The organism is Streptosporangium sp. 'caverna' (genome assembly GCF_003203775.1).
Taxonomy (GTDB): Bacteria; Actinomycetota; Actinomycetes; order Streptosporangiales; family Streptosporangiaceae; genus Streptosporangium; species Streptosporangium subroseum.
The window spans coordinates 4,817,909-4,835,841 of the sequence record NZ_CP029711.1; the positions used below are offsets into that span (position 1 = coordinate 4,817,909).

The 17,933-nt window shown below is 69.5% G+C and carries 17 protein-coding genes; 6 read left to right on the forward strand and 11 right to left on the reverse strand.

Features of this window, described 5'->3' with window-relative positions; genetic code table 11:
* Nucleotide 1: 1 nt before the first annotated feature.
* On the forward strand, nucleotides 2-1,240 hold the full coding sequence (locus DKM19_RS21210; RefSeq protein ID WP_110697709.1) for an iron-containing alcohol dehydrogenase: 1,239 nt from the start codon (nucleotides 2-4) through the stop codon (nucleotides 1,238-1,240).
* An 8-nt stretch (nucleotides 1,241-1,248) separates the two neighbouring features.
* On the opposite strand, the gene DKM19_RS21215 is transcribed toward DKM19_RS21210, so the two are convergent.
* Complete coding sequence (locus tag DKM19_RS21215) at nucleotides 1,249-1,461, reverse strand: hypothetical protein (RefSeq protein WP_204358912.1); 213 nt, start codon at nucleotides 1,459-1,461, stop codon at nucleotides 1,249-1,251.
* 304 nt (nucleotides 1,462-1,765) lie between these two features.
* Here DKM19_RS21215 and DKM19_RS21220 point away from each other — a divergent pair, with 304 nt between their 5' ends.
* Complete coding sequence (locus DKM19_RS21220) at nucleotides 1,766-2,815, forward strand: DUF4037 domain-containing protein (RefSeq protein ID WP_110697711.1); 1,050 nt, start codon at nucleotides 1,766-1,768, stop codon at nucleotides 2,813-2,815.
* A 43-nt stretch (nucleotides 2,816-2,858) separates the two neighbouring features.
* Here the strand turns inward: DKM19_RS21220 and DKM19_RS21225 are convergent, their stop codons facing one another.
* The 3 genes from DKM19_RS21225 to DKM19_RS21235 all read right to left on the reverse strand — a co-directional run bounded on the left by DKM19_RS21225 (nucleotide 2,859) and on the right by DKM19_RS21235 (nucleotide 4,285).
* Nucleotides 2,859-3,128 (reverse strand): hypothetical protein, encoded by a 270-nt coding sequence (locus tag DKM19_RS21225; RefSeq protein ID WP_110697713.1) that lies wholly within the window; start codon nucleotides 3,126-3,128, stop codon nucleotides 2,859-2,861.
* A gap of 298 nt (nucleotides 3,129-3,426) precedes the next feature.
* Complete coding sequence (locus DKM19_RS21230) at nucleotides 3,427-3,732, reverse strand: DUF3817 domain-containing protein (RefSeq protein ID WP_110697715.1); 306 nt, start codon at nucleotides 3,730-3,732, stop codon at nucleotides 3,427-3,429.
* Between the two features lie 175 nt (nucleotides 3,733-3,907).
* Nucleotides 3,908-4,285, reverse strand: coding sequence for a MerR family transcriptional regulator (locus tag DKM19_RS21235; protein ID WP_110697717.1), 378 nt, complete (start codon nucleotides 4,283-4,285; stop codon nucleotides 3,908-3,910).
* 104 nt (nucleotides 4,286-4,389) lie between these two features.
* Here DKM19_RS21235 and DKM19_RS21240 point away from each other — a divergent pair, with 104 nt between their 5' ends.
* Nucleotides 4,390-5,286: an NAD(P)-dependent oxidoreductase gene (locus DKM19_RS21240; protein ID WP_110697719.1), complete on the forward strand. Its 897-nt coding sequence runs from the start codon at nucleotides 4,390-4,392 to the stop codon at nucleotides 5,284-5,286.
* A gap of 121 nt (nucleotides 5,287-5,407) precedes the next feature.
* Here the strand turns inward: DKM19_RS21240 and DKM19_RS21245 are convergent, their stop codons facing one another.
* Nucleotides 5,408-5,758: a helix-turn-helix transcriptional regulator gene (locus tag DKM19_RS21245; RefSeq protein WP_110697721.1), complete on the reverse strand. Its 351-nt coding sequence runs from the start codon at nucleotides 5,756-5,758 to the stop codon at nucleotides 5,408-5,410.
* Nucleotides 5,759-5,849: 91 nt separating this feature from the next.
* Here DKM19_RS21245 and DKM19_RS21250 point away from each other — a divergent pair, with 91 nt between their 5' ends.
* The gene (locus tag DKM19_RS21250) at nucleotides 5,850-6,848 is read left to right on the forward strand and encodes a zinc-dependent alcohol dehydrogenase family protein (RefSeq protein ID WP_110697723.1); all 999 of its coding nucleotides are present in this window, start codon (nucleotides 5,850-5,852) and stop codon (nucleotides 6,846-6,848) included.
* Nucleotides 6,849-7,119: 271 nt separating this feature from the next.
* On the opposite strand, the gene DKM19_RS21255 is transcribed toward DKM19_RS21250, so the two are convergent.
* The gene (locus tag DKM19_RS21255; protein ID WP_110697725.1) at nucleotides 7,120-7,410 is read right to left on the reverse strand and encodes a recombinase family protein; all 291 of its coding nucleotides are present in this window, start codon (nucleotides 7,408-7,410) and stop codon (nucleotides 7,120-7,122) included.
* 72 nt (nucleotides 7,411-7,482) lie between these two features.
* Entirely contained in the window at nucleotides 7,483-8,454 is a 972-nt protein-coding gene (locus tag DKM19_RS21260) for an SDR family NAD(P)-dependent oxidoreductase (RefSeq protein ID WP_110697727.1), read from the reverse strand.
* Between the two features lie 63 nt (nucleotides 8,455-8,517).
* On the opposite strand from DKM19_RS21260, the gene DKM19_RS21265 reads away from it, so the two are divergent.
* On the forward strand, nucleotides 8,518-9,090 hold the full coding sequence (locus DKM19_RS21265; protein ID WP_110697729.1) for a TetR/AcrR family transcriptional regulator: 573 nt from the start codon (nucleotides 8,518-8,520) through the stop codon (nucleotides 9,088-9,090).
* Between the two features lie 677 nt (nucleotides 9,091-9,767).
* Nucleotides 9,768-11,660: an ABC transporter ATP-binding protein gene (locus tag DKM19_RS21270; protein WP_110697731.1), complete on the forward strand. Its 1,893-nt coding sequence runs from the start codon at nucleotides 9,768-9,770 to the stop codon at nucleotides 11,658-11,660.
* Between the two features lie 316 nt (nucleotides 11,661-11,976).
* Here DKM19_RS21270 and DKM19_RS21275 read toward each other — a convergent pair whose 3' ends face one another.
* The 4 genes from DKM19_RS21275 to DKM19_RS21290 all read right to left on the reverse strand — a co-directional run bounded on the left by DKM19_RS21275 (nucleotide 11,977) and on the right by DKM19_RS21290 (nucleotide 17,790).
* The gene (locus DKM19_RS21275; RefSeq protein ID WP_110705863.1) at nucleotides 11,977-12,969 is read right to left on the reverse strand and encodes an alpha/beta hydrolase; all 993 of its coding nucleotides are present in this window, start codon (nucleotides 12,967-12,969) and stop codon (nucleotides 11,977-11,979) included.
* A 72-nt stretch (nucleotides 12,970-13,041) separates the two neighbouring features.
* Nucleotides 13,042-15,723 (reverse strand): LuxR family transcriptional regulator, encoded by a 2,682-nt coding sequence (locus DKM19_RS21280; RefSeq protein ID WP_162641651.1) that lies wholly within the window; start codon nucleotides 15,721-15,723, stop codon nucleotides 13,042-13,044.
* A 368-nt stretch (nucleotides 15,724-16,091) separates the two neighbouring features.
* On the reverse strand, nucleotides 16,092-16,808 hold the full coding sequence (locus tag DKM19_RS21285; RefSeq protein ID WP_110697735.1) for an alpha/beta fold hydrolase: 717 nt from the start codon (nucleotides 16,806-16,808) through the stop codon (nucleotides 16,092-16,094).
* A 25-nt stretch (nucleotides 16,809-16,833) separates the two neighbouring features.
* A complete protein-coding gene (locus DKM19_RS21290) occupies nucleotides 16,834-17,790 on the reverse strand; it encodes an alpha/beta hydrolase (RefSeq protein ID WP_110697737.1) in 957 nt (318 codons plus the stop codon).
* Nucleotides 17,791-17,933 lie beyond the last annotated feature (143 nt).

The following is a 17,933-nucleotide window of genomic DNA, read 5'->3' on the forward strand; positions in this document are numbered from 1 at the left end:
CATGCTTGAGACCGTCCGCGGACCACGCCAGCTGATAGTGGGCGAAGGGGTCGCGCAGAACATCCCACGAGTGGTGGCCGAGTGTGGCTCGCGAGTCCTCATCGTGACCGACCGGGTTCTTCTGGGGCAGCCCGGCGTGGCCGAGATCGTGGCCGCCGTGCGCAAGAAGGTCGAAGTCGTCGGGGTGTTCGCCGACGCGACTCCGGACGTGCCACTCGCCGATGTCGCCCTGGCCGTCTCGGTCGCCGCAGAGGTGGACGCCGACGTGATCCTCGCCATCGGGGGTGGCACGGTGATCGACCTCGCCAAAATCGTCGGCGTCATCCGGCGCCACGGTGGGACGCCGCGCGACTTCTACGGCGAGTCGAAGGTGCCGGGGCCGACGATTCCTCTCATCGCGGTCCCGACGACGTCAGGCACCGGCTCCGAGCTCACGCCCGTCTCGGTGCTGACCGACCCGGACCGCGAGCTGAAGGTGGGGGTCTCCAGCGTCCACATCGTGCCCGACTTCGCCATCGTCGACCCCGAGCTCACCTATACCTGCCCTGCGACCGTCACGGCCCACTCCGGCATCGACGCGTTCTGTCACGCGGTGGAGAGCTACACCGCGCGACCCCGGGCCCACGGACCGCGCGACCCGGTGGAGCAGGTCTTCCTCGGCCGCAACCCGATCACCGATCACTACGCGCTCCTGGCCGCGGAGCGGATCGCCCGCAGCCTGCCCCGTGTCGTCAGGGACGGAGGCGACAAGGACGCGCGCGCGGACATGTCCTACGGGTCCATGCTGGCCGGGCTCGCATTTTCCCACGCAGGCAACGCGGCTCCGCACGCCCTCCAGTACCCCATCGGCGCATCCACCCACACACCGCACGGCCTGGGCGTCGGGCTGCTGCTGCCCTACGCGCTGGACGCGGCCAGGGATGCCATCTGCGACCGGTTGGCCATCCTCGCCGGGGTGTGCGGGCTCGACGTGACCGACGCCTCGGATGCCGAGGCCGCGGATACGTTCCTCACCTGGCTCGACGGGCTCCTTGCCGACATCGGCATCCCTGCCACCCTGGCGGACATCGGCGTGGCACGCGCCGACCTCCCGCGCTTCGCGGAGATGGCCGGTGGCGTCACCCGCTTGATCCAGAACCATCCGGGCCCGACCGACACCGCCAGCCTGACCGCGATCCTCGAAGCGGCCTGGACCGGGGACCGGACCCGGCACGTCCTGACTCCGGAGCAGAGACGGTGACGGGCCTTTCACCTGACGACGAGTTCCCTGCCCCACCCTGGGGAGGCCTCAACCGGGCCGGTGGACAACCACCGTAACCGGGTTGTACCGACCTCGGGGTCGGTCACCGGCAGCCCGTCGAGCTGGTCGCACCGCTGCGGGGTGAACTCGTGCGCCAGCCGGTCGAAGGTCTCCCGCTGCGCCTCGGCACGGGCGTGCGCGACCCTTTCCACCACGGTCACCGGACCGGGCCGGATCATCCGCGCCGAGATCAGAGACTCACACGCCAGTCGGAACGGCGGCGTCGGCGAATCGTGCTCCAGCGCCCGCTCGCCGGGAAACCCCGTAGACGCTCCAGCTCCTCATCCGCAAACCCCCGCGTCGCCACGAACGACCTCCAGCCAGGCCCCACAGACCACCAGCAAAGAAGCCATTCAGCCATATATGCCTGATTTACGGCGAGTACTACGGCGACCCCAGGACGGCCGCAAGCAGGTAGAAAACCGGATGCAAGGCGCGGTCGCGGCAGGCAGAGTGGATGAAATGATGTCCAGTTTCATACCTGGTCTGGAGCTTTCGCGCACCTTCTACGTTCAGGTCGTGCGGCCGATCCTGACCGATATTCCCCACAGTGCCGCGCTGATCGGCGCCGGGTCGGAGGTCCTGGCGTTCGACACCGAACGTTCCACCGACCACGACTGGGGGCCGCGCGTGGTGCTGTTCACCGCGCCCCATCTGACCGGGCAGGTCCGCCAGGCCGTCACCGCCGGCCTGCCGGAGGTCTTCTGCGGTTACCGTACCGCCATCGGCGCCGCCCACGGTGTGCAGGTGAGCGACGTGGCCACCTGGTTCGCCGACCGGCTCGGGTTCGACCCGCTACGCGGCGTGAGCACCCTGGACTGGCTGTCGACCCCCTGGCAGCGGCTGGCGGAGGTCACCAGCGGGGAGGTCTTCCACGACGGCCTGGAGGCCCTCGAGCCCGCCCGCGCGGCGCTGCGCTGGTATCCGCCGGACCTGGAGCGCTACGTACTGGCCGGGCAGTGGAGACGCCTGGCCCAGATGGAGGCCTTCCCCGGCAGGTGCGGGGAGGTGGGCGACGATCTGGGCTCGGCGGTGCTCACCGCCGGCCTGGCCCGGGACCTGATGCGGCTGGTGCTGCTGATGCGCCGGCGCTACCCGCCGTACGCGAAATGGCTCGGCAGCGGTTTCGCCCGCCTGTCGGGTACGGCCGAGCTGGGGGAGGACCTGTCGGCGGCGGTGGCCGCCGGCGACTGGCGGGCACGCCAGGAGCATCTGGGCCGCGCCTACCAGCGGGTGGCCGCCCTGCACAACCGGCTGGTTCCCCAGCCCGCGCTCGACACCTCGATGCGGGGCTTTCACGACCGGCCGTTCCAGGTCATCGGCGCCCAGCGTTTCGCCGACGCCCTGAGCGCCGCCATCGGTGATCCGGTGATCCGGGCGCTGCCGCCGATCGGCTCGATCGACCAGTTCGGCGACTCCACCGACCTGCTCACCCATCCCCGACGGTGCCGCGCGGCGACGCGGGCCGTACTGGATCTCCAGGCCACGGGGGAGGAGCGCAGGAACCAGCGGTGAGGCGAACGCCGGGCTTGGCTCGACGTCCGCCCCGCGCGTCGGCTCAGTGGTAGAGGTAGAGGCTGTAAGTCTGGGGCGGGCTCCAGGTGCCGTCGATCTCGCATTTCACATGGTCGGCGTTCCAGCCGCCGTACTGGGTGATGGTGCGTCCCTGACAGGCCACCCAGGTGTTGAAGCGTTCGGTCCAGTGCCAGGACGGGTCTGCGGCGGTGGAGGAGGATGCCGCGGAGGCGACGGGCAGGGGAGCCAGCAGGGCCCCGCTGACAGCCAGCGTGCACAGAGCGGCCTTGAGTGCTCCCTTGACGTCCTTCATGTCGTGCTCCTTATCCGGGCCGCCCTCGTACGGGGCGAGCCCACCCCCCTTCTGTCCACCAGAAGTGATGAATAATCACGGAGAGTGACCAAGGCTCTCGTTTGCTCGCACGGCCGCTCTCTGCGCGCAGTGCCGGATTGGGAGGCACCCCGTCGGCCGGCCATCCTCGCCGAGTTCGGCCGGTTGCTCACTGCCGGGATTCTGACGGTGCCTTGCGGGGCATCAGGGCGACGACCGGGAGGCCGAGGGCGGTGACGGCCAGAACGACGACGAGACCGACTTTCATCCCCGAAGGCCTCTAGGCCGCGACCGGTTCGCGGTGGCGGGCCAGCATGCGCCGCTCGAACCACAGCGAGGTGAACGGGGGCACCGAGCACGCCAGGCCCAGCACGACCACGCCCGGGCTCCAGCGCTCCACCCGGGCCGCGGCCAGCACCCCGGCCACGTACAGGACGAACATCACACCGTGCACCGGGCCGAAGATCTTCACCCCGAGGTCACCGGTGTCGGCGATGTACTTGAAGAACATGCCGATGAGCAGTCCCGCCCACGAACACGCCTCAGCGATCGCCACATAACGGAACAGACGGAGTGCGGTCGGCACAGCGGGCACCTTTTCTTCAAGGTCGGCGGGGAACGGTTCCCCAGCCTAGGGGGAGGTGGGGGCGGTCCCGGTTCTGGGCCTTCGGCGAGGAACGCCGGCCTGCCCGCGTCCGCCTTCGATCGCCCACGCGGGAACTCCCGCTCCTCTTGGCCCTGCCCCCAGGAGGTGCTTGGCGTCACCCGTCCTGATCGGTGCCGGGACAGAGCCGTACGTTGCCGTTGAGGTAGCCGTGGAGGGCCTGGCGGGAGCGGGTGAGCGTGTCGATGCGCTCGTCGAGCCCGCGAAGGCGTGCTTGGAGGATGTCCAGCAGCTCGGGACAGAGCTCGAGGTCGGGGGCGGTACCGGTGGCGCAGGGCAGCAGGAACCCGATGTCCTCGGTCGAGAGCCCGGCCTCGAGCAGCCCCCTGATCTGGGTCACGGTCAGGATGGCGTCGTCGGTGTACTCGCGGTAGCCGTTGGCGCCGCGGCCCGGCTCCAGCAGACCCTGGTCCTCGTAGTAGCGCAGCAGATGCGCGCCGACTCCGGTCCGGCGGCTCAGCTCACCGATCAACACTGGCGCTCCTCCTTGACCTTCATACCGGTATGAACGTCGATGATTCTGCCATGACCCGAGCCTTTCGGTCAGGAATCACAGAGCGAACTGAAGGGGAGCGACTGATGCTCAGCTCTAACGCCGGCCACGCTCCGGTGACGGTCATCGGCCTGGGACTGATGGGCCAGGCACTGGCCGGAGCGTTCTTGAAAGACGGGCACCCCACAACCGTGTGGAACCGCTCACCGGAGAAGGCCGGACACCTGACAACCCAGGGAGCGACCCTCGCCGGCTCGATCGGGGACGCGGTCGCGGCCGGCCCGCTGGTGCTCGTCTGCGTCTCGGATTACGAGGCGGTGCACGAGCTCCTCGACCCGCTGGGGGACGTCCTCGCGGACCGGGTCGTGGTGAACCTGACCTCGGGCACCTCGCAGCAGGCCCGCGACAGGGCCGAATGGGCGGCGCGGCGGGGCTTCACCTACCTCGACGGCGCGATCTTGGCGATTCCCCAGGCCATCGGCACGGCCGACGCCGTTCTGCTCTACAGCGGGCCGCGGTCGGCCTTCGACCTGCACGAGCCGACCCTGCGGAGCCTGGGTGCGGGCACCGCCTATCTCGGTGCCGATCATGGCCTGGCCTCACTGTACGACGTGGCGATGCTGGGCTTCATGTGGAGCGTTCTGAACGGCTTCCTGCACGGCGTAGCCCTGCTCGGGACGGCACAGGTGGACGCCGCGACGGTCGCCCCGTTCCTGAACCAGGGGATCGGGGTCATGACCGGATGGATGTCCGCCTACGCGGACCAAATCGACGCCGGTGAGTATCCGGCCGCCGATTCCACCATCGACACCCACCTGGCGGCGATGGAGCACCTCATCCAGGAGAGCGAGTCCCTCGGCGTCAGCACCGAACTGCCCAGGTTCGTCAAGACGCTGGCCGACCGGGCGGTGGCCGGGGGCCAGGGCGGCGACGGCTACGCGGCCATGATCGAGCAGTTCCGCAAGCCGGCCGTGACCGGCTGAACCCGCCTCATCCGCGACACCGTCCCGGGGTCTTCTGCACCAGGTCGAGCTTCGGACGGGAGGCCTTCGCGTCGCCCGCCTCATCGATGTGGACGGTGTCGCGGTCGACGCCGCCTTTCTCCTACGCCACCTCTCTTCCGGCGGAACCAGAAGCCGACACCCCTTGCGCCCGGGGCGTGACCAGGGCGTCGAGCAGGCCGGGGAGTGCCTCGTCCATCTCGGCGCGGCGGAGGGTGTTCATCCGCGAGGTCCCGACGTAGTGCTGCCGGATCAGGCCCGCCTCGCGCAGCACCTTGAAGTGGTGGGTGGCGGTGGACTTGCTGACAGAGATGTCGAAGGCGCCACAGGCGATGTCCTCGCAGGCCGCGTCGAGCTGCGTGACGATGCTCCGGCGTACCGGATCGACGAGAGCCTCCAGCACCTGCTGGAGGTTGAACTTCGACACCTCGGGATGTGACGGCGTACGTTCCATGGCCCCATAGTACGATGGTCGTCGAAGTTTGACGACCATCGTACTTCTGTGTCACCGTAAGCCCCGTTCCCAGCGAGCGAAGGACGGTGGCATGGCAAGGACTGTGCGGTTCCACGAGATCGGCGGCCCCGAGGTGATGCGGCTGGAGGACCTGGAGCCAGGTGAGCCGGGACCGGGCGAAGTGCGGATCCGGGTGGACGCGATCGGGGTCAACAGGGCCGAGGCCCTGTTCCGGAGCGGTCAGTACATCGAGCCGGTGAAGCGACTGCCCGCCAGGCTCGGCTCCGAGGCCGCCGGGGTGATCGAGGCGGTCGGCCCCGAGGTGACCGGTTTCGAGACGGGGCAGGCGATCAGCGTCGTGCCGAACTTCTCGCAGAATGACTACGGCGTGTACGCCGAGCGGGCGATCGTGCCGGCCACCGCACTGCTGCACCGCCCCGACCACGTGGACGCGGTGTCCGGCGCGGCGGTGTGGATGCCCTACCTCACGGCCTACGGCGCGATGGTGGAAGTGGGCCGCATGCGGGCGGGTGATGTGGCGGTGGTGAACGCGGCCTCCAGCAGCGTCGGCCTGGCCGCGATCCACACCGCCATCCGCGTGGGCGCCGCCCCGGTCGCGATCACCCGCACCCGTGCCAAGAAGCAGCAGCTGATCGACGAGGGCGCGGCAGAGGTCATCGTCTCGGACGAGGAGGACGTGGCGGAGCGCGTGCTGGAGCTGACCGGCGGCAAAGGCGCCGAGTATGTCTTCGACGCCGTCGCCGGTCCCGGAGTCGTGGACCTGGCCCGCGCTGTGGCGGCCGACGGGACCCTGTTCCTGTGGGGCGCGCTCAGCGGGCAGCCGACCCCGTATCCCGGGTTCGACCTGGGCATGCCCGCGCTGAACATGCGCACCTACACGATGCTCGAGATCGCGAGGAACCCGGGACGGCTGCGCCGCGCCGCCGCGTTCGTCGCCTCGGGCCTGCGCGGCGGAGCGTTCCGCCCGGTGGTGGACCGCGTGTTCCCACTGGAGAAGGTCGTGCAGGCACACCGGCACATGGAGTCCAACACCCAGTTCGGCAAGATCGTGGTCACCACGGCCCACTGACGGCAGCGCGGGGGACCCGATCACCCTTGTGATGCACGGAGCCTCGCTGTCGGGGGGCGGTCCTGATCGTGCATGGTGGGGCTCCGTCGCGGCTCGGCCGACGTACGGCAGTGGGCACGTCGAGCCGCTTGTGCATGTCGACGCGGAAGGGTGCGCCGTACGGGTTCTTCACGATCTGGAGACCGCCGTGAATCCTGTCAGGGGCGATGAGATATTGATCTACATTGTAAAGGCGCCCGGTAGGGGTCCAAGATCATTTACAAATTATGGACTAAAGACTTTCACCCACAAACAGGCAGGGCGGTGGAATCGTTCGGTACGGGGGATCCGGGGGATGGTCGGCAGGGTCGTAGATGCTGCCGACCAGAGACAGGCGGACGCCGCGGGCGAGGAGGGTGTCGCGTGCGTCGGGGACGGACCGGGCGAGCCGGTCGAGCTTGGGGACCACCAGGGCGTCACCGGCGCGTACGGCCGCGAGGGCCTGGTCGAGTCCGGGCCGGGCGCGGTTTGTGCCGGTGAGGCCCTTGTCGAGATAGATCCGGTCGCCCGCGACGCCGACCATCAACGGACACTTTCGCGGACCACCTATATGGGTGTCGGTAAGACTCGTGCAGGCTGCTGTGACGTCTGGAGGTCAGACGCGGAGCAGGTCGGCCGAGACCGTCCAGAGGCGCTTGGCGGCGGCGGGATCGAGTGCCCATTCCTTGACACCGTGCGGGTGCCGCGCGAGGTCGGCGTCGTCCGGCACGGTGTAAGCCTCTTGTGAATCGTCGAGGTAGTGGCCTCCGGAGTGGGCGAACTCCGGGGCGACGGCCGCGACGATGCTGGTGGCGGCTCCCTGCTCGACCGTTTTGTAGGTGAAGATTCCGGCGGCCTCGGCCGCATCGAGCGATGCCTTCTGCTGCGCTGTGAAGTTCCGCTGCAGCCCTGTCGCGACACCGCCGGGGTTCACTGTGTTGGTAACGATGCCGTCGGACGCCCAAAGGCGGGTCGCCTCGACGGCGAAGAGAGAGTTCGCCGTCTTCGATTGGGCGTAGGCGATCTGCGGGTCGTAGTTGCGACGCTCGAAGTGGAGGTCGTCGAAGTCGATGCCGGAACGCATGTGCGCCGTCGAACTGACCGAGACGATCCGTGCTCCGTCACGGTCGGTCGCTCCCAGGGCGAGGGCGTCGTGAAGGCCGGTGGCCAGGGCGAAGTGGCCGAGATGGTTCGTCGCGAATTGCAGTTCCCAGCCCTCACGCGTCCGTTCGAGGCCGGCGGTGACCACGCCCGCGTTGTTGATCAGCAGGTGAAGCGGGCCGTTCCAGGCGTCGACGAATCGCGTGACGGTGGGCCTGTCGGCGAGATCGAGCCGGACGACCTGGGGCCGGATCCCTCCGGTCGACTTCGAGATCGTCTCGGCGACGGCGTCACCCGCGGTCGTGTTCCGGACAGCGAGTGTCACTTCCGCTCCGGCAGAGGTCAATGCATGGGCCGTCTCGGTCCCGATCCCGGAGGAGCCTCCGGTCACGATCGCGCGGACGCCGGTAAGGTCGACGCCCCGCAGCACCTCGGCCGCGGTGCTGGAGGAGGTGAAGGGCGTGGAGATGAGTTTGCGGGTGGTCATGGCGGTGACTATACACATTAGACTTGATTTGTATAGTACGTCTATCGCTCGTATGCTCGTTTCATGAAGAGTCCCGAGGTCGGTCACCCGCCGTCGACAGTCGCCGATACCGACCGTCGGACCATGGTTCTGGACTCCGCCATGGTCACGTTCGCGCGATTCGGTTACCGGAAGACTTCGATGGAGGAGGTGGCGCGGGCGGCGCGCATCTCCCGGCCCGGGCTCTATTTCCTCTTCTCCTCGAAGGAGGCGGTGTTCCGTGCCGCGGTTGCCCAGGCATTGGATCGCGACATCACAGCGGTCGAACGCGTCCTGGCCGCCACCAGCCGACCCCTTCCGGAGCGTCTCGTTGAAGCGTTCGATCAGTGGGCGGGCCGCTACATCGGCCCGCTGACCAGCGATGTCGCGATGGTCATCGAGGACAATCCCGACCTCCTCGGAGAGATCATCGAGACCCCGCGGCGACGTTTCGAGGAACTGATCACAGACGCGATCGCCCTCAAGTCGGGACGAGAGGCGGCTTCCACTGTCGCGCAGACGATGATCAGCGCATCGATCGGCCTCAAGCATCAGGTCGCATCACGGGAGGTCTACCTCCAGCGACTCCATGTAGCCATCGGTCTCCTGCTGCGCTGAAGGCGCTTGCCCCGAGCCGCGCGAGAGGAGCCCGACTGTCCCGTGGGGCTGCGGTCTCGGACGCTGGCGCGCCGGTAGGGCAGGGGGACTCGCGGTTCAGGTGCTCGCGCCGGTGTCGGCTCAGGCAGACGTGAGATTGCAGACGTGAAGATTGAGTCGCCCTCGAAGCGCCGACAGCAGAAAGACGGGACCACGAATCATCCGTGGTCCCGTCGTCGGCGTCTCTCGTGCTGCCGCGGGCTCAACAGTGCTTCGATCTTCGCTTGACCAAATCGCCGCAAGCCGTCTGTAAGTCGTTCAAGTCGCCTCGCGCCGGGCCCTCGGGTTCGGCCGGTCGCCATGGGAGGGGATACCAACCGGCATGACGACCTGTCCGGGCACGGTCCGACCGGATGGGCCTGGGGTCTGGGAACACGTCACGAACTCACTCTCACAACGGAGTTCATTGCCGTGCCGGCCGCCGACGGGCTGCTCGGCCCAGCGGGTCCCGTACGCCATGAAGGCGGCTTGACCTCACCTTTGGTTGAGGTTTTAGGGTCGTCTCATGGCTCCGGTCGAGGCGGGTGGCCCGGCGAAAATGTCGGTCGGTCACCGTATAAAAGTCTGGGCCGGCGCTTTTTCTGAGGCCTTTCTGCCGCACCCCCGCAATGACGACCCCCAGGACCCGGTGATGTGTGATGGACATGGAAGTGACCGCGTGGAACTCGCTGTATCACGCGATGAACGCCCAGCAGGACCGGCGGCCCTTCTCCCGGGCCACGTTGCGGCGCATCATCGTCTTCGCCCGGCCACACCGCCGGCGTCTGGGGTGGTTCCTGCTGATGAGCGTGGTGGGGGCGGTGCTGGCGGTGGCTTCGCCGGTGCTGGCCGGCCAGGTGATCGACGCGATCGACAAGGGCGCCGCGCTGGATGTCGTCGTCGGGCTCGCGGCGCTGATCGCCGTCATCGCGGCCGTCGAGGCGGGGCTCGGGTTGTTGACGCGGTGGCTGTCGGCGAGCATCGGTGAGGGGCTGATCCTGCAGCTGCGCACCATGGTGTTCGACCATGTGCAGCGTATGCCGATCGCTTTTTTCACCCGTACTCGCACCGGTGCGCTGGTCAGCCGGTTGAACAACGATGTCATCGGTGCGCAGCGGGCCTTCAGCGACACCCTGTCCGGTGTGGCCGGCAATCTCGTGACGCTCATGCTGACGCTCGCGGTGATGATCGGGATCTCCTGGCAGATCACGTTGCTGGCTCTGGTGCTGCTGCCGGTGTTCGTGCTGCCCGCTCGGCGGATGGGCACCCGGCTGGCGCGGTTGGAGCGTGAGTCGGCCAATCACAACGCGACGATGAGCACGCAGATGACCGAACGGTTCTCCGCGCCCGGTGCGACGCTGGTGAAGCTCTTCGGCCGGCCCGCGCACGAGTCGGCGGAGTTCGGTGTGCGCGCCCGGCGGGTGCGTGACATCGGGGTGCGCACCGCGATGGTTCAGTCGATTTTCGTCACGGCGCTGACGCTGGTCTCGGCGCTGGCGCTGGCTCTCGTTTATGGCCTGGGCGGGTTCTACACCTTGCGCGGTCAGCTGCAGCCGGGCGCCGTGGTGACGCTGGCGTTGCTGCTCACCCGCCTGTATGCGCCGTTGACGGCGCTGGCCAGTGCCCGGGTGGAGGTGATGAGCGCGCTGGTGAGTTTTGAGCGGGTCTTCGAGGTGCTGGATCTCAAGCCTTTGATCGCCGACAAGCCCGTCACCGTGCCGATGCCCGAGGGGCCGGTGTCGGTGGAGTTCGACCGGGTGCGTTTCGCCTACCCTTCGGCTGACAAGGTGTCGCTGGCCTCGCTGGAGGAGGTCGCCACCTTGGACGCGCGGAGTGGTGTCGAGGTGCTGCACGAGGTGTCCTTCCGTGTCGAGGCGGGGCAGATGGTGGCCCTGGTGGGGTCTTCGGGTGCGGGTAAGTCGACGATCGCGCAACTGCTGCCGCGGCTGTATGACGTCGACGGCGGCGCGGTGCGGCTGTCGGGGGTGGATGTGCGGGAGCTGTCTGCCGAATCCATTCGCGAGACGCTCGGGATGGTGACTCAGGACGGGCACCTGTTTCACGAGTCGATCCGGGCCAACCTGCTGCTGGCCCGCCCGCAGGCGCAGGAGGAGGAGTTGTGGCAGGTGCTGGAGCGCGCCCGGCTGGCGGACCTGGTCTCCTCCCTGCCCGACGGGCTGGACACGGTTGTCGGTGAGCGTGGTTACCGGTTGTCGGGTGGTGAGCGTCAGAGGCTGACGATCGCCCGGCTGCTGCTGGCACATCCGCGGGTGGTGATCCTCGACGAGGCCACCGCGCATCTGGACTCCACCTCGGAGGCGGCGGTGCAGGCGGCGCTGAGTGAGGCGCTGGCCGGGCGGACCGCGGTGGTGATCGCCCACCGGTTGTCCACCGTCCGGGCCGCGGACGTCATCTTGGTGATCGAGGACGGGCGCATCGTGGAGCGTGGTACGCACGACGCTTTGCTGGAGGCCGGGGGCCGTTACGAGGAGCTGTATCGCACCCAGTTCGACCAGCAGGGGTCCTCCGCGGCCGAGGCGGTGCTGCGCTGACCGGTGGAGCCGCCGGTTGAGCGGTAGTGGTCGGCTCGCGGAGAGCCGGACGGTTTCACTTCATGATTCACCGCTGTCCTCACCCGTCTGACGGGTGGGGACAGCTCGTGCTGCCGCCCGGTGAGGTCGGCGACTCGGCGCGGCATCGGGCACCTCCCGCGAGCGACGGGCTGATCCCGGCGCCGGCCCGCCCGCGCCGCGGCGGCAGGTGCCGAGCGATCATCCGGCTCTGATCTTTCGGCGGCCCTGAGGATCCGGTCGGAGACGGCGATGGAGGCGTCGCGGGGCAACGCGGCGGGGGTGACGGGCTTTCGGGTCAGCGGCGGGAGAGCAGCGTCTCCTTCAGGAACGCTCCGCCCTGCTGGAGCGCGGCGCGGGTGGGCGGGCTGTCGCGCAGGGCGGTGAGGGTCACGAAGTCGTGAACGGTACCCAAGTAGCGGGTGGAGGTGACCGCTACCCCGGCCGCCCGAAGGTTGCGGGCGTACTGTTCGCCGTCGTCGCGGGCCACGTCCGCCTCGGCGGTGACGATCAGGGCCTCGGGCAGCCCGGCCAGATCCTCACGGGTCGCGTTCAGCAGTGCGACGGTCGGTTCGGCTCGCTCCAGGTCGTCGTCGGTGTACTGCTGCCAGTACCATCTCACCGCCTCGCCGCTCAGCAGGGGGATGTCGCCGAACCGGCGGTGGGACTCCCCGCTGCAGGTCGGGTCGGTCAGCGGGTAGTAGAGCAGCTGGGCGCGGATGCGCGGCCCGCCACGCTGCTTGGCGATCAGAGTCATGGCCGCGGCGATGCCGGCCCCGGCGCAGTCGCCCGCGACCGCGAGCCGGCGCCCGTCCAGAGTGAGTTCCGCCGAATGCTCGACCGTCCATGACAGCAGCGCGTAGCACTCTTCCAGGGCGACGGGGTAGCGCGCCTCCGGGGTGCGGGTGTATTCGGGGACGACAAACGCGGCGCCGGTCGACAGGACGAGCCTGCTGACGATCTGGCCGTGGGTCTGGGCGTCACCCAGCATCCAGCGGCCCCCGTGAATGTAGATCACGACCGGGTGGGGGCCGGTCGTGCCCGTGGGCCGGAAGATCCAGAAACCGGCGAGGCCGGAGGGGCCGACAGGGGCGACCTGAAATTCCGCGTGAACGCCCGAGGGCAGGGCGTGGTGTCCCTGCGCCTCCGCCAGTGCCTGCCGGCCGTCCGCCGGGCCGAGCTGGTGAAGGTAGGGCGGCGCGGCGGAGGCGTCGACGAGACGCCGCACGTGAGGATCCAGAACGACTCCGGCCGGCTCCTCGCTGCCATCACCCACGTGCTGTGCTCCCATGTCTCTCACCTCCAGCTCATGGTAGCGATCGCTCCCCGTCATGGTGACCTGGGCAACCGGCGGTGAACGCGTTCAGCTGCCGTCGACGATGTCGCGGAGCTGGTGTCGCTTGCTGACGCCCAGCTTGGGAAAGACCTTGTACAGGTGGGCGCCGACGGTGCGCGGTGACAGCCAGAGCTGTTCGCCGATCTCGCGGTTGCCCAGTCCCTGCGCCGCCAGGCGCACGATCCGCTGCTCCTGGGCGGTCAGGGACTCAAGGGCGTGCCGGGAGGTCTCACCGACCGGTGCGAAGGTCCTGCCGCTGGCACGCATCTCGGCCGCGGCGAAGCCGGCCAGGGGCCGGGCGCCGAGTTGGTCGAAGGTGTCCGCGGCCGCGGCGAGCAGAAGCCGAGCCTCGGAGGGGCGCCGGCGGCGGCGCAGCCACTGGGCGTAGTCCAGCCGTGCTCGCGCCCGCAGGTGCGGCCACTGCTCACCGGCGGGGTTGACGACGGCGAGCCGGAAATGGCTCTCGGCGGCCGAGGCGGAGTCCTCCAGCAGCGCGGCCGCGTGGTGCAGCAGCAGCGACATCATGGTCGTCGGCCGGGCCCCGGCGTGGGTGCGCACGGAAGCCAGGACGGCCGCGGCCTCCCCGGTGTGTCCGGTGCGCCGGGCGGCCATGGCCAGGTCCACCACCGATCGCGCGGACAGCCGGTAGTGCAGAGGGTCGCCGCCGGGGCTCTCCCAGAGGGCGTGGAACTGCCGGAAGGCCTCGTCGTGATCCCCCCTCGCGTCGGCGCGCAGCCCGGCGGCGCGCAGGAGGTGCGCGTGTGTCGCCCGGTTGTCCCGCAACCTGATGGACGGCCAGAGCAGATCGGGCGGGTCCTCGCCGCGCAGCGCCGCCAGAACAGCCCGCAGTGCCGCGGCGTCGGCCCGCACGCGGGTGAGCCGGTGCACGGTGGCCATGTCCGCGGCCTCACGCAGGACCGCTTCGGCCCGCACCCACCGGCCGGTGTCGATCAGTGCCGAGGCCAGGGGGATCAGGCAGGTCGCCCGCAGGCCCCGGCCGCCGCGGGTCTCAAGCAGTTCGAAGGCGCGGTCGTAGGTGTGGATGCAGAGGTCGGATTCGTCGGCGTACCAGGCTGCGGTGCCGGCCGCCAGGAGCCGGGTGGCCTCCGCGTCACCGGTGAGCGGTTTTCCGAGGCCGGGGTGCCGGTCCTGAGCCGGCAGGGGAGAGGCGACGGCGACCGGATCCGCCGTCGCCGCCACCAGGTCCGCGATGGCCCGCCACTCCTTCGACGGTCCCGGCCGGCCGGGACCGTCGTCTTCGCGGGACATCAATGACGTCAGCGTCCGTCTCGCCTCCGGGCACCCCCACTGGAACACCACCGACGCCAGAACGGACATCAGCGCCTGCCCGGTCGGGCTCCGCACGGTCGGCAGCCGCCGCAGCGCCGCCGTCACCAGGCGGAAGGACTCCTGCTGGTGAGAGGAGAGCGACAGAGCCGTGCCCTCACCGCATGCCGCCTCTCCCAGCAGGAGCGGATCGTCGGTCATTTTGGTGATCGCGGAGTGGAGTTCGCCCACCCACAGCCGGTCCCCGGCCCGATCAGCGGCGGTCAGCGCCCCGGTGTAGCGGCGCGCCCGGCTGCCAGGCGTGGCCGAGCGATCGCCGGCGGCCTGCAACGCGCGGGCGGCATCGGGCCAGGCCGCGTCCGTGGCCGCGTCCTCCAGCCGCGCGGCCAGACCCTCGTCGGTTCCGACGGACGCGCAGGCGAGGTGCCAGGCGCACCGGGCCGGGTCTTGCCCCAGCGCGCCGGCCAGGTCCTGGTGGGCCCGCTGCCTCACCTGCGCCGTCGCCTGCCGGTAGAGGACCACACCGATCAGCGGGTGGGTGAAGGCGATCCGCCCGTCGGTGATCGTGACCAGGCCGGCGTCCTCCGCGGGCCGCCACCCTCCGAGATCGGAACCGGCACCCGCCGCAGCCATGATCGTCGCCAGGTCGTCCAGCTCGGGGTCGGCCGCCGCAAGGAGCAGCAACCGCTGGGTGGCCGCCGGCATCGAACCCCACCACGGGGTGAGACGAGGGCGTTCTCCGTCCCCCGCCGCGGCCATCTCGATGATCGCCGATGGGTTTCCCCGGGCACGCCGTAGCAGCCGCAGACGCTCGCGGGCCGCGGGCTGCCGCGTCTGGGCGTCCAGAAGCCGTGCCGCGTCCGGCTCGCTGAGGGGACCCAGCGACAGTAGCGGCAACTGCACGTCCCTCCAGTCGTCGTCGGGTTCACGACCGGCCACGATGACCCGCACGTTCACGTCGCCGATGCGGCGCGCCACAAAAATGAGCACCTGACGGGATTCCGGGTCGACCTGCTGGAAGTCGTCGACGATCAATACGCACCAACGCCGCCGGCACACCTCGGTCAGCAACCGCAGCATCGCGACGCCGACAGGCGTCTGACGGGGCGGATCTCCCGCCGCCACGCCCAGTACGGTCTCCAGGGTGTGGCGCTCGCGATCAGGCAGCTCCTCCAGAGACGGCGTCAGCGGATAAAGCAGCTGATGCAACAGAGCGTAGGGATGCCGGGACTCGGCCGCCTCGCCCCGCGCTCCCAGAACACGTGCCCCCGACTGACGTGCGAGTTCGGCGGCTTCCGACAGCAACCCGCTCTTACCCGCGCCGGCCTCTCCGATGAGCATCAGCGAGCGCGGCTTCCCGCCCTGAGCCCCCAGCAGGTCCCGAACCCGACCGATCTCGGCCCGCCTACCGATCAACGACACATCAAACCTCCCCGGCCCCGCACATGCCTGGGAGCTTCGCCGCCCGACACGCCGCGGCGAGGACCGCCCTCCAGTCACGCCCCCCTGCGCGTCCTTGAGTCCAGACCTCAAGAGGCGCGTTCCGTCGTCATCAGTGAACCCTCATGAGCACTGATGCACCAGGAAGAACAGCAGGCAGAATATGCCCGCCACGCACAGGTTCCGTTCAGCCCGCGGGCGGCCGATCGGGTGCGGGGGAGCTGCGGGGGAAACCCGATCACGGGTGCGAGACGGTCGCGTCGGCCGGTGCCCCCGCGCCTGCCGACGCGACCGAAAGAAGCCACAGGCGCCTTCTGCCGGGCGCCTGTGGCCCTGGACCTGGTGGGTGGTCAGGCCGTGGTGGCGTTGATGGTGTCGCGGATGAGGGCGGCGACTTCCTTGGGGTGCGACAGCATCACCAGGTGCGAGGAGTCGATCTCGACGGTCGTCATGCCGGCGCGCTGGTACCCGAACCGCTCGACGTCGGGGTTGATGGTGCGGTCGGAGGTGGACACCACACCCCAGGACGGCTTGGTCTTCCACGCCGCCGCCGAGGCCGGCTCGCCGAACGCGGCGGCGGCGAGCGGGCGTTGCGACACCGCCAGCACCCTGGCCAGTTCCGGTGCGACGTCGGCGGCGAAGATCGCGGGGAACTGCGCGAGGTCGACGGACACCTCCGTACCCGGCTGGGTGCTCCCGTCGACGGGGTAGGTCCTCTGCAGGAGCGCCGCGGCCAGCGGCGAGTCGGGAAAGGCGCCCTGCAGCTCACCCAGGCTCTCGCCCTTCTCCAGCGCGTACCCCGCCAGGTAGACCAGGGCGGTGACGTTGTCCTCCATGCCCGCGACGGTGATGACCGCGCCGCCGTAGGAGTGCCCGACCAGCACCACGGGGCCGGGGATCTGACGGACGAGGGAGGCGATGTAGGCGGCGTCACCGCTGAGGCTGCGGTTGGGGACGGCCGGCGCCAGGACGGAGATCCCCTCGGCGAGCAGCTCGGGAATGAGGAGGGCGAAGCTGGAGGCGTCGGCGAAGGCGCCGTGCACCAGTACCACGGTGGGCTTGGTCATGATGAGTCCTCGATCTGCTGGAGGGTCAGGGGTGAAGGACGTCGCGGAGGAACTCGCCGCCCTGGCGGGTGGCGGCCTGAGCGGCGTGGGTGTCACGCATCGCGTTGACCATCACGAAGTCGTGGATGATGCCCTGGTAGCGCACCGCCGTGGTGGGGACGCCCGCGGCGCGGAGCTTGGCGGCGTAGGCCTCGCCCTCGTCGCGCAGGACGTCGGCCTCGCCCACGATGACCAGCGCCGGGGGCAGCCCGGCCAGTTCCTCCAGGCTCGCGCGCAGGGGAGAGGCGGTGATCTGCGCTCGCTCTTCGGGGTCGGTGGTGTACTGGTCCCAGAACCAGCGCATGCCCTCGCGGCTGAGGAAGTAGCCCTCGGCGAACTGCAGGTAGGAGCCGGTGTCGAAGGAGGCGTCGGTGACCGGGTAGAACAGGAGCTGCCCGGCCAGGGCCGGACCGCCGCGCTGCTTGGCGAGGATGGTGATGGCCGCGGTCATGTTGCCGCCGACCGAGTCGCCCGCGACCGCGATACGGCCGGCGTCCAGACCGTGCTCGGCTCCGTGCTCGGTGATCCACTGCAGCGCGGCGTAGATCTCCTCCAGCGCGGTGGGGTACCGGGCCTCCGGCGACAGGCTGTAGTTGACGAAGACCGTTGCCGCCTCGGCCCGGACGGTGAGCTCGCGCACCAGCCGGTTGTGGGTGTGGGCGTTGCCGAACACCCATCCCGCGCCGTGGGTGTAGAGGACGACGGGGAGGACCCCGCTGCTACCGGCGGGGGAGAAGATGCGGATGGAGACGGTGCCGGACGGCCCGCCGGAGATGACCAGGTCCTTGACGTCGGTGTCCGGCACCGCGAAGTCACCGTCCTGGACGCCGTCGACGGCCTTGCGGCCCTCGATGGGGCCCAGGTCGTAAAGGAACGGCGGTTTGCTTGTCGCGTCCGCGAAGGCCTGGGCGGCCGGTTCGAGCGTGGGCTGGATATCAGACATGGAGTGCTTCCCCCGATGAATCATGCGACGAGCCTCAAAAAAGGCATCATTCGGTCAATGACCACCATCGCCCTATCCGTGGGTGACGCGCACCTGTCAGTTGACTTACGACGGAGTACGGCCTCGGCCGTGTCTACTGAACG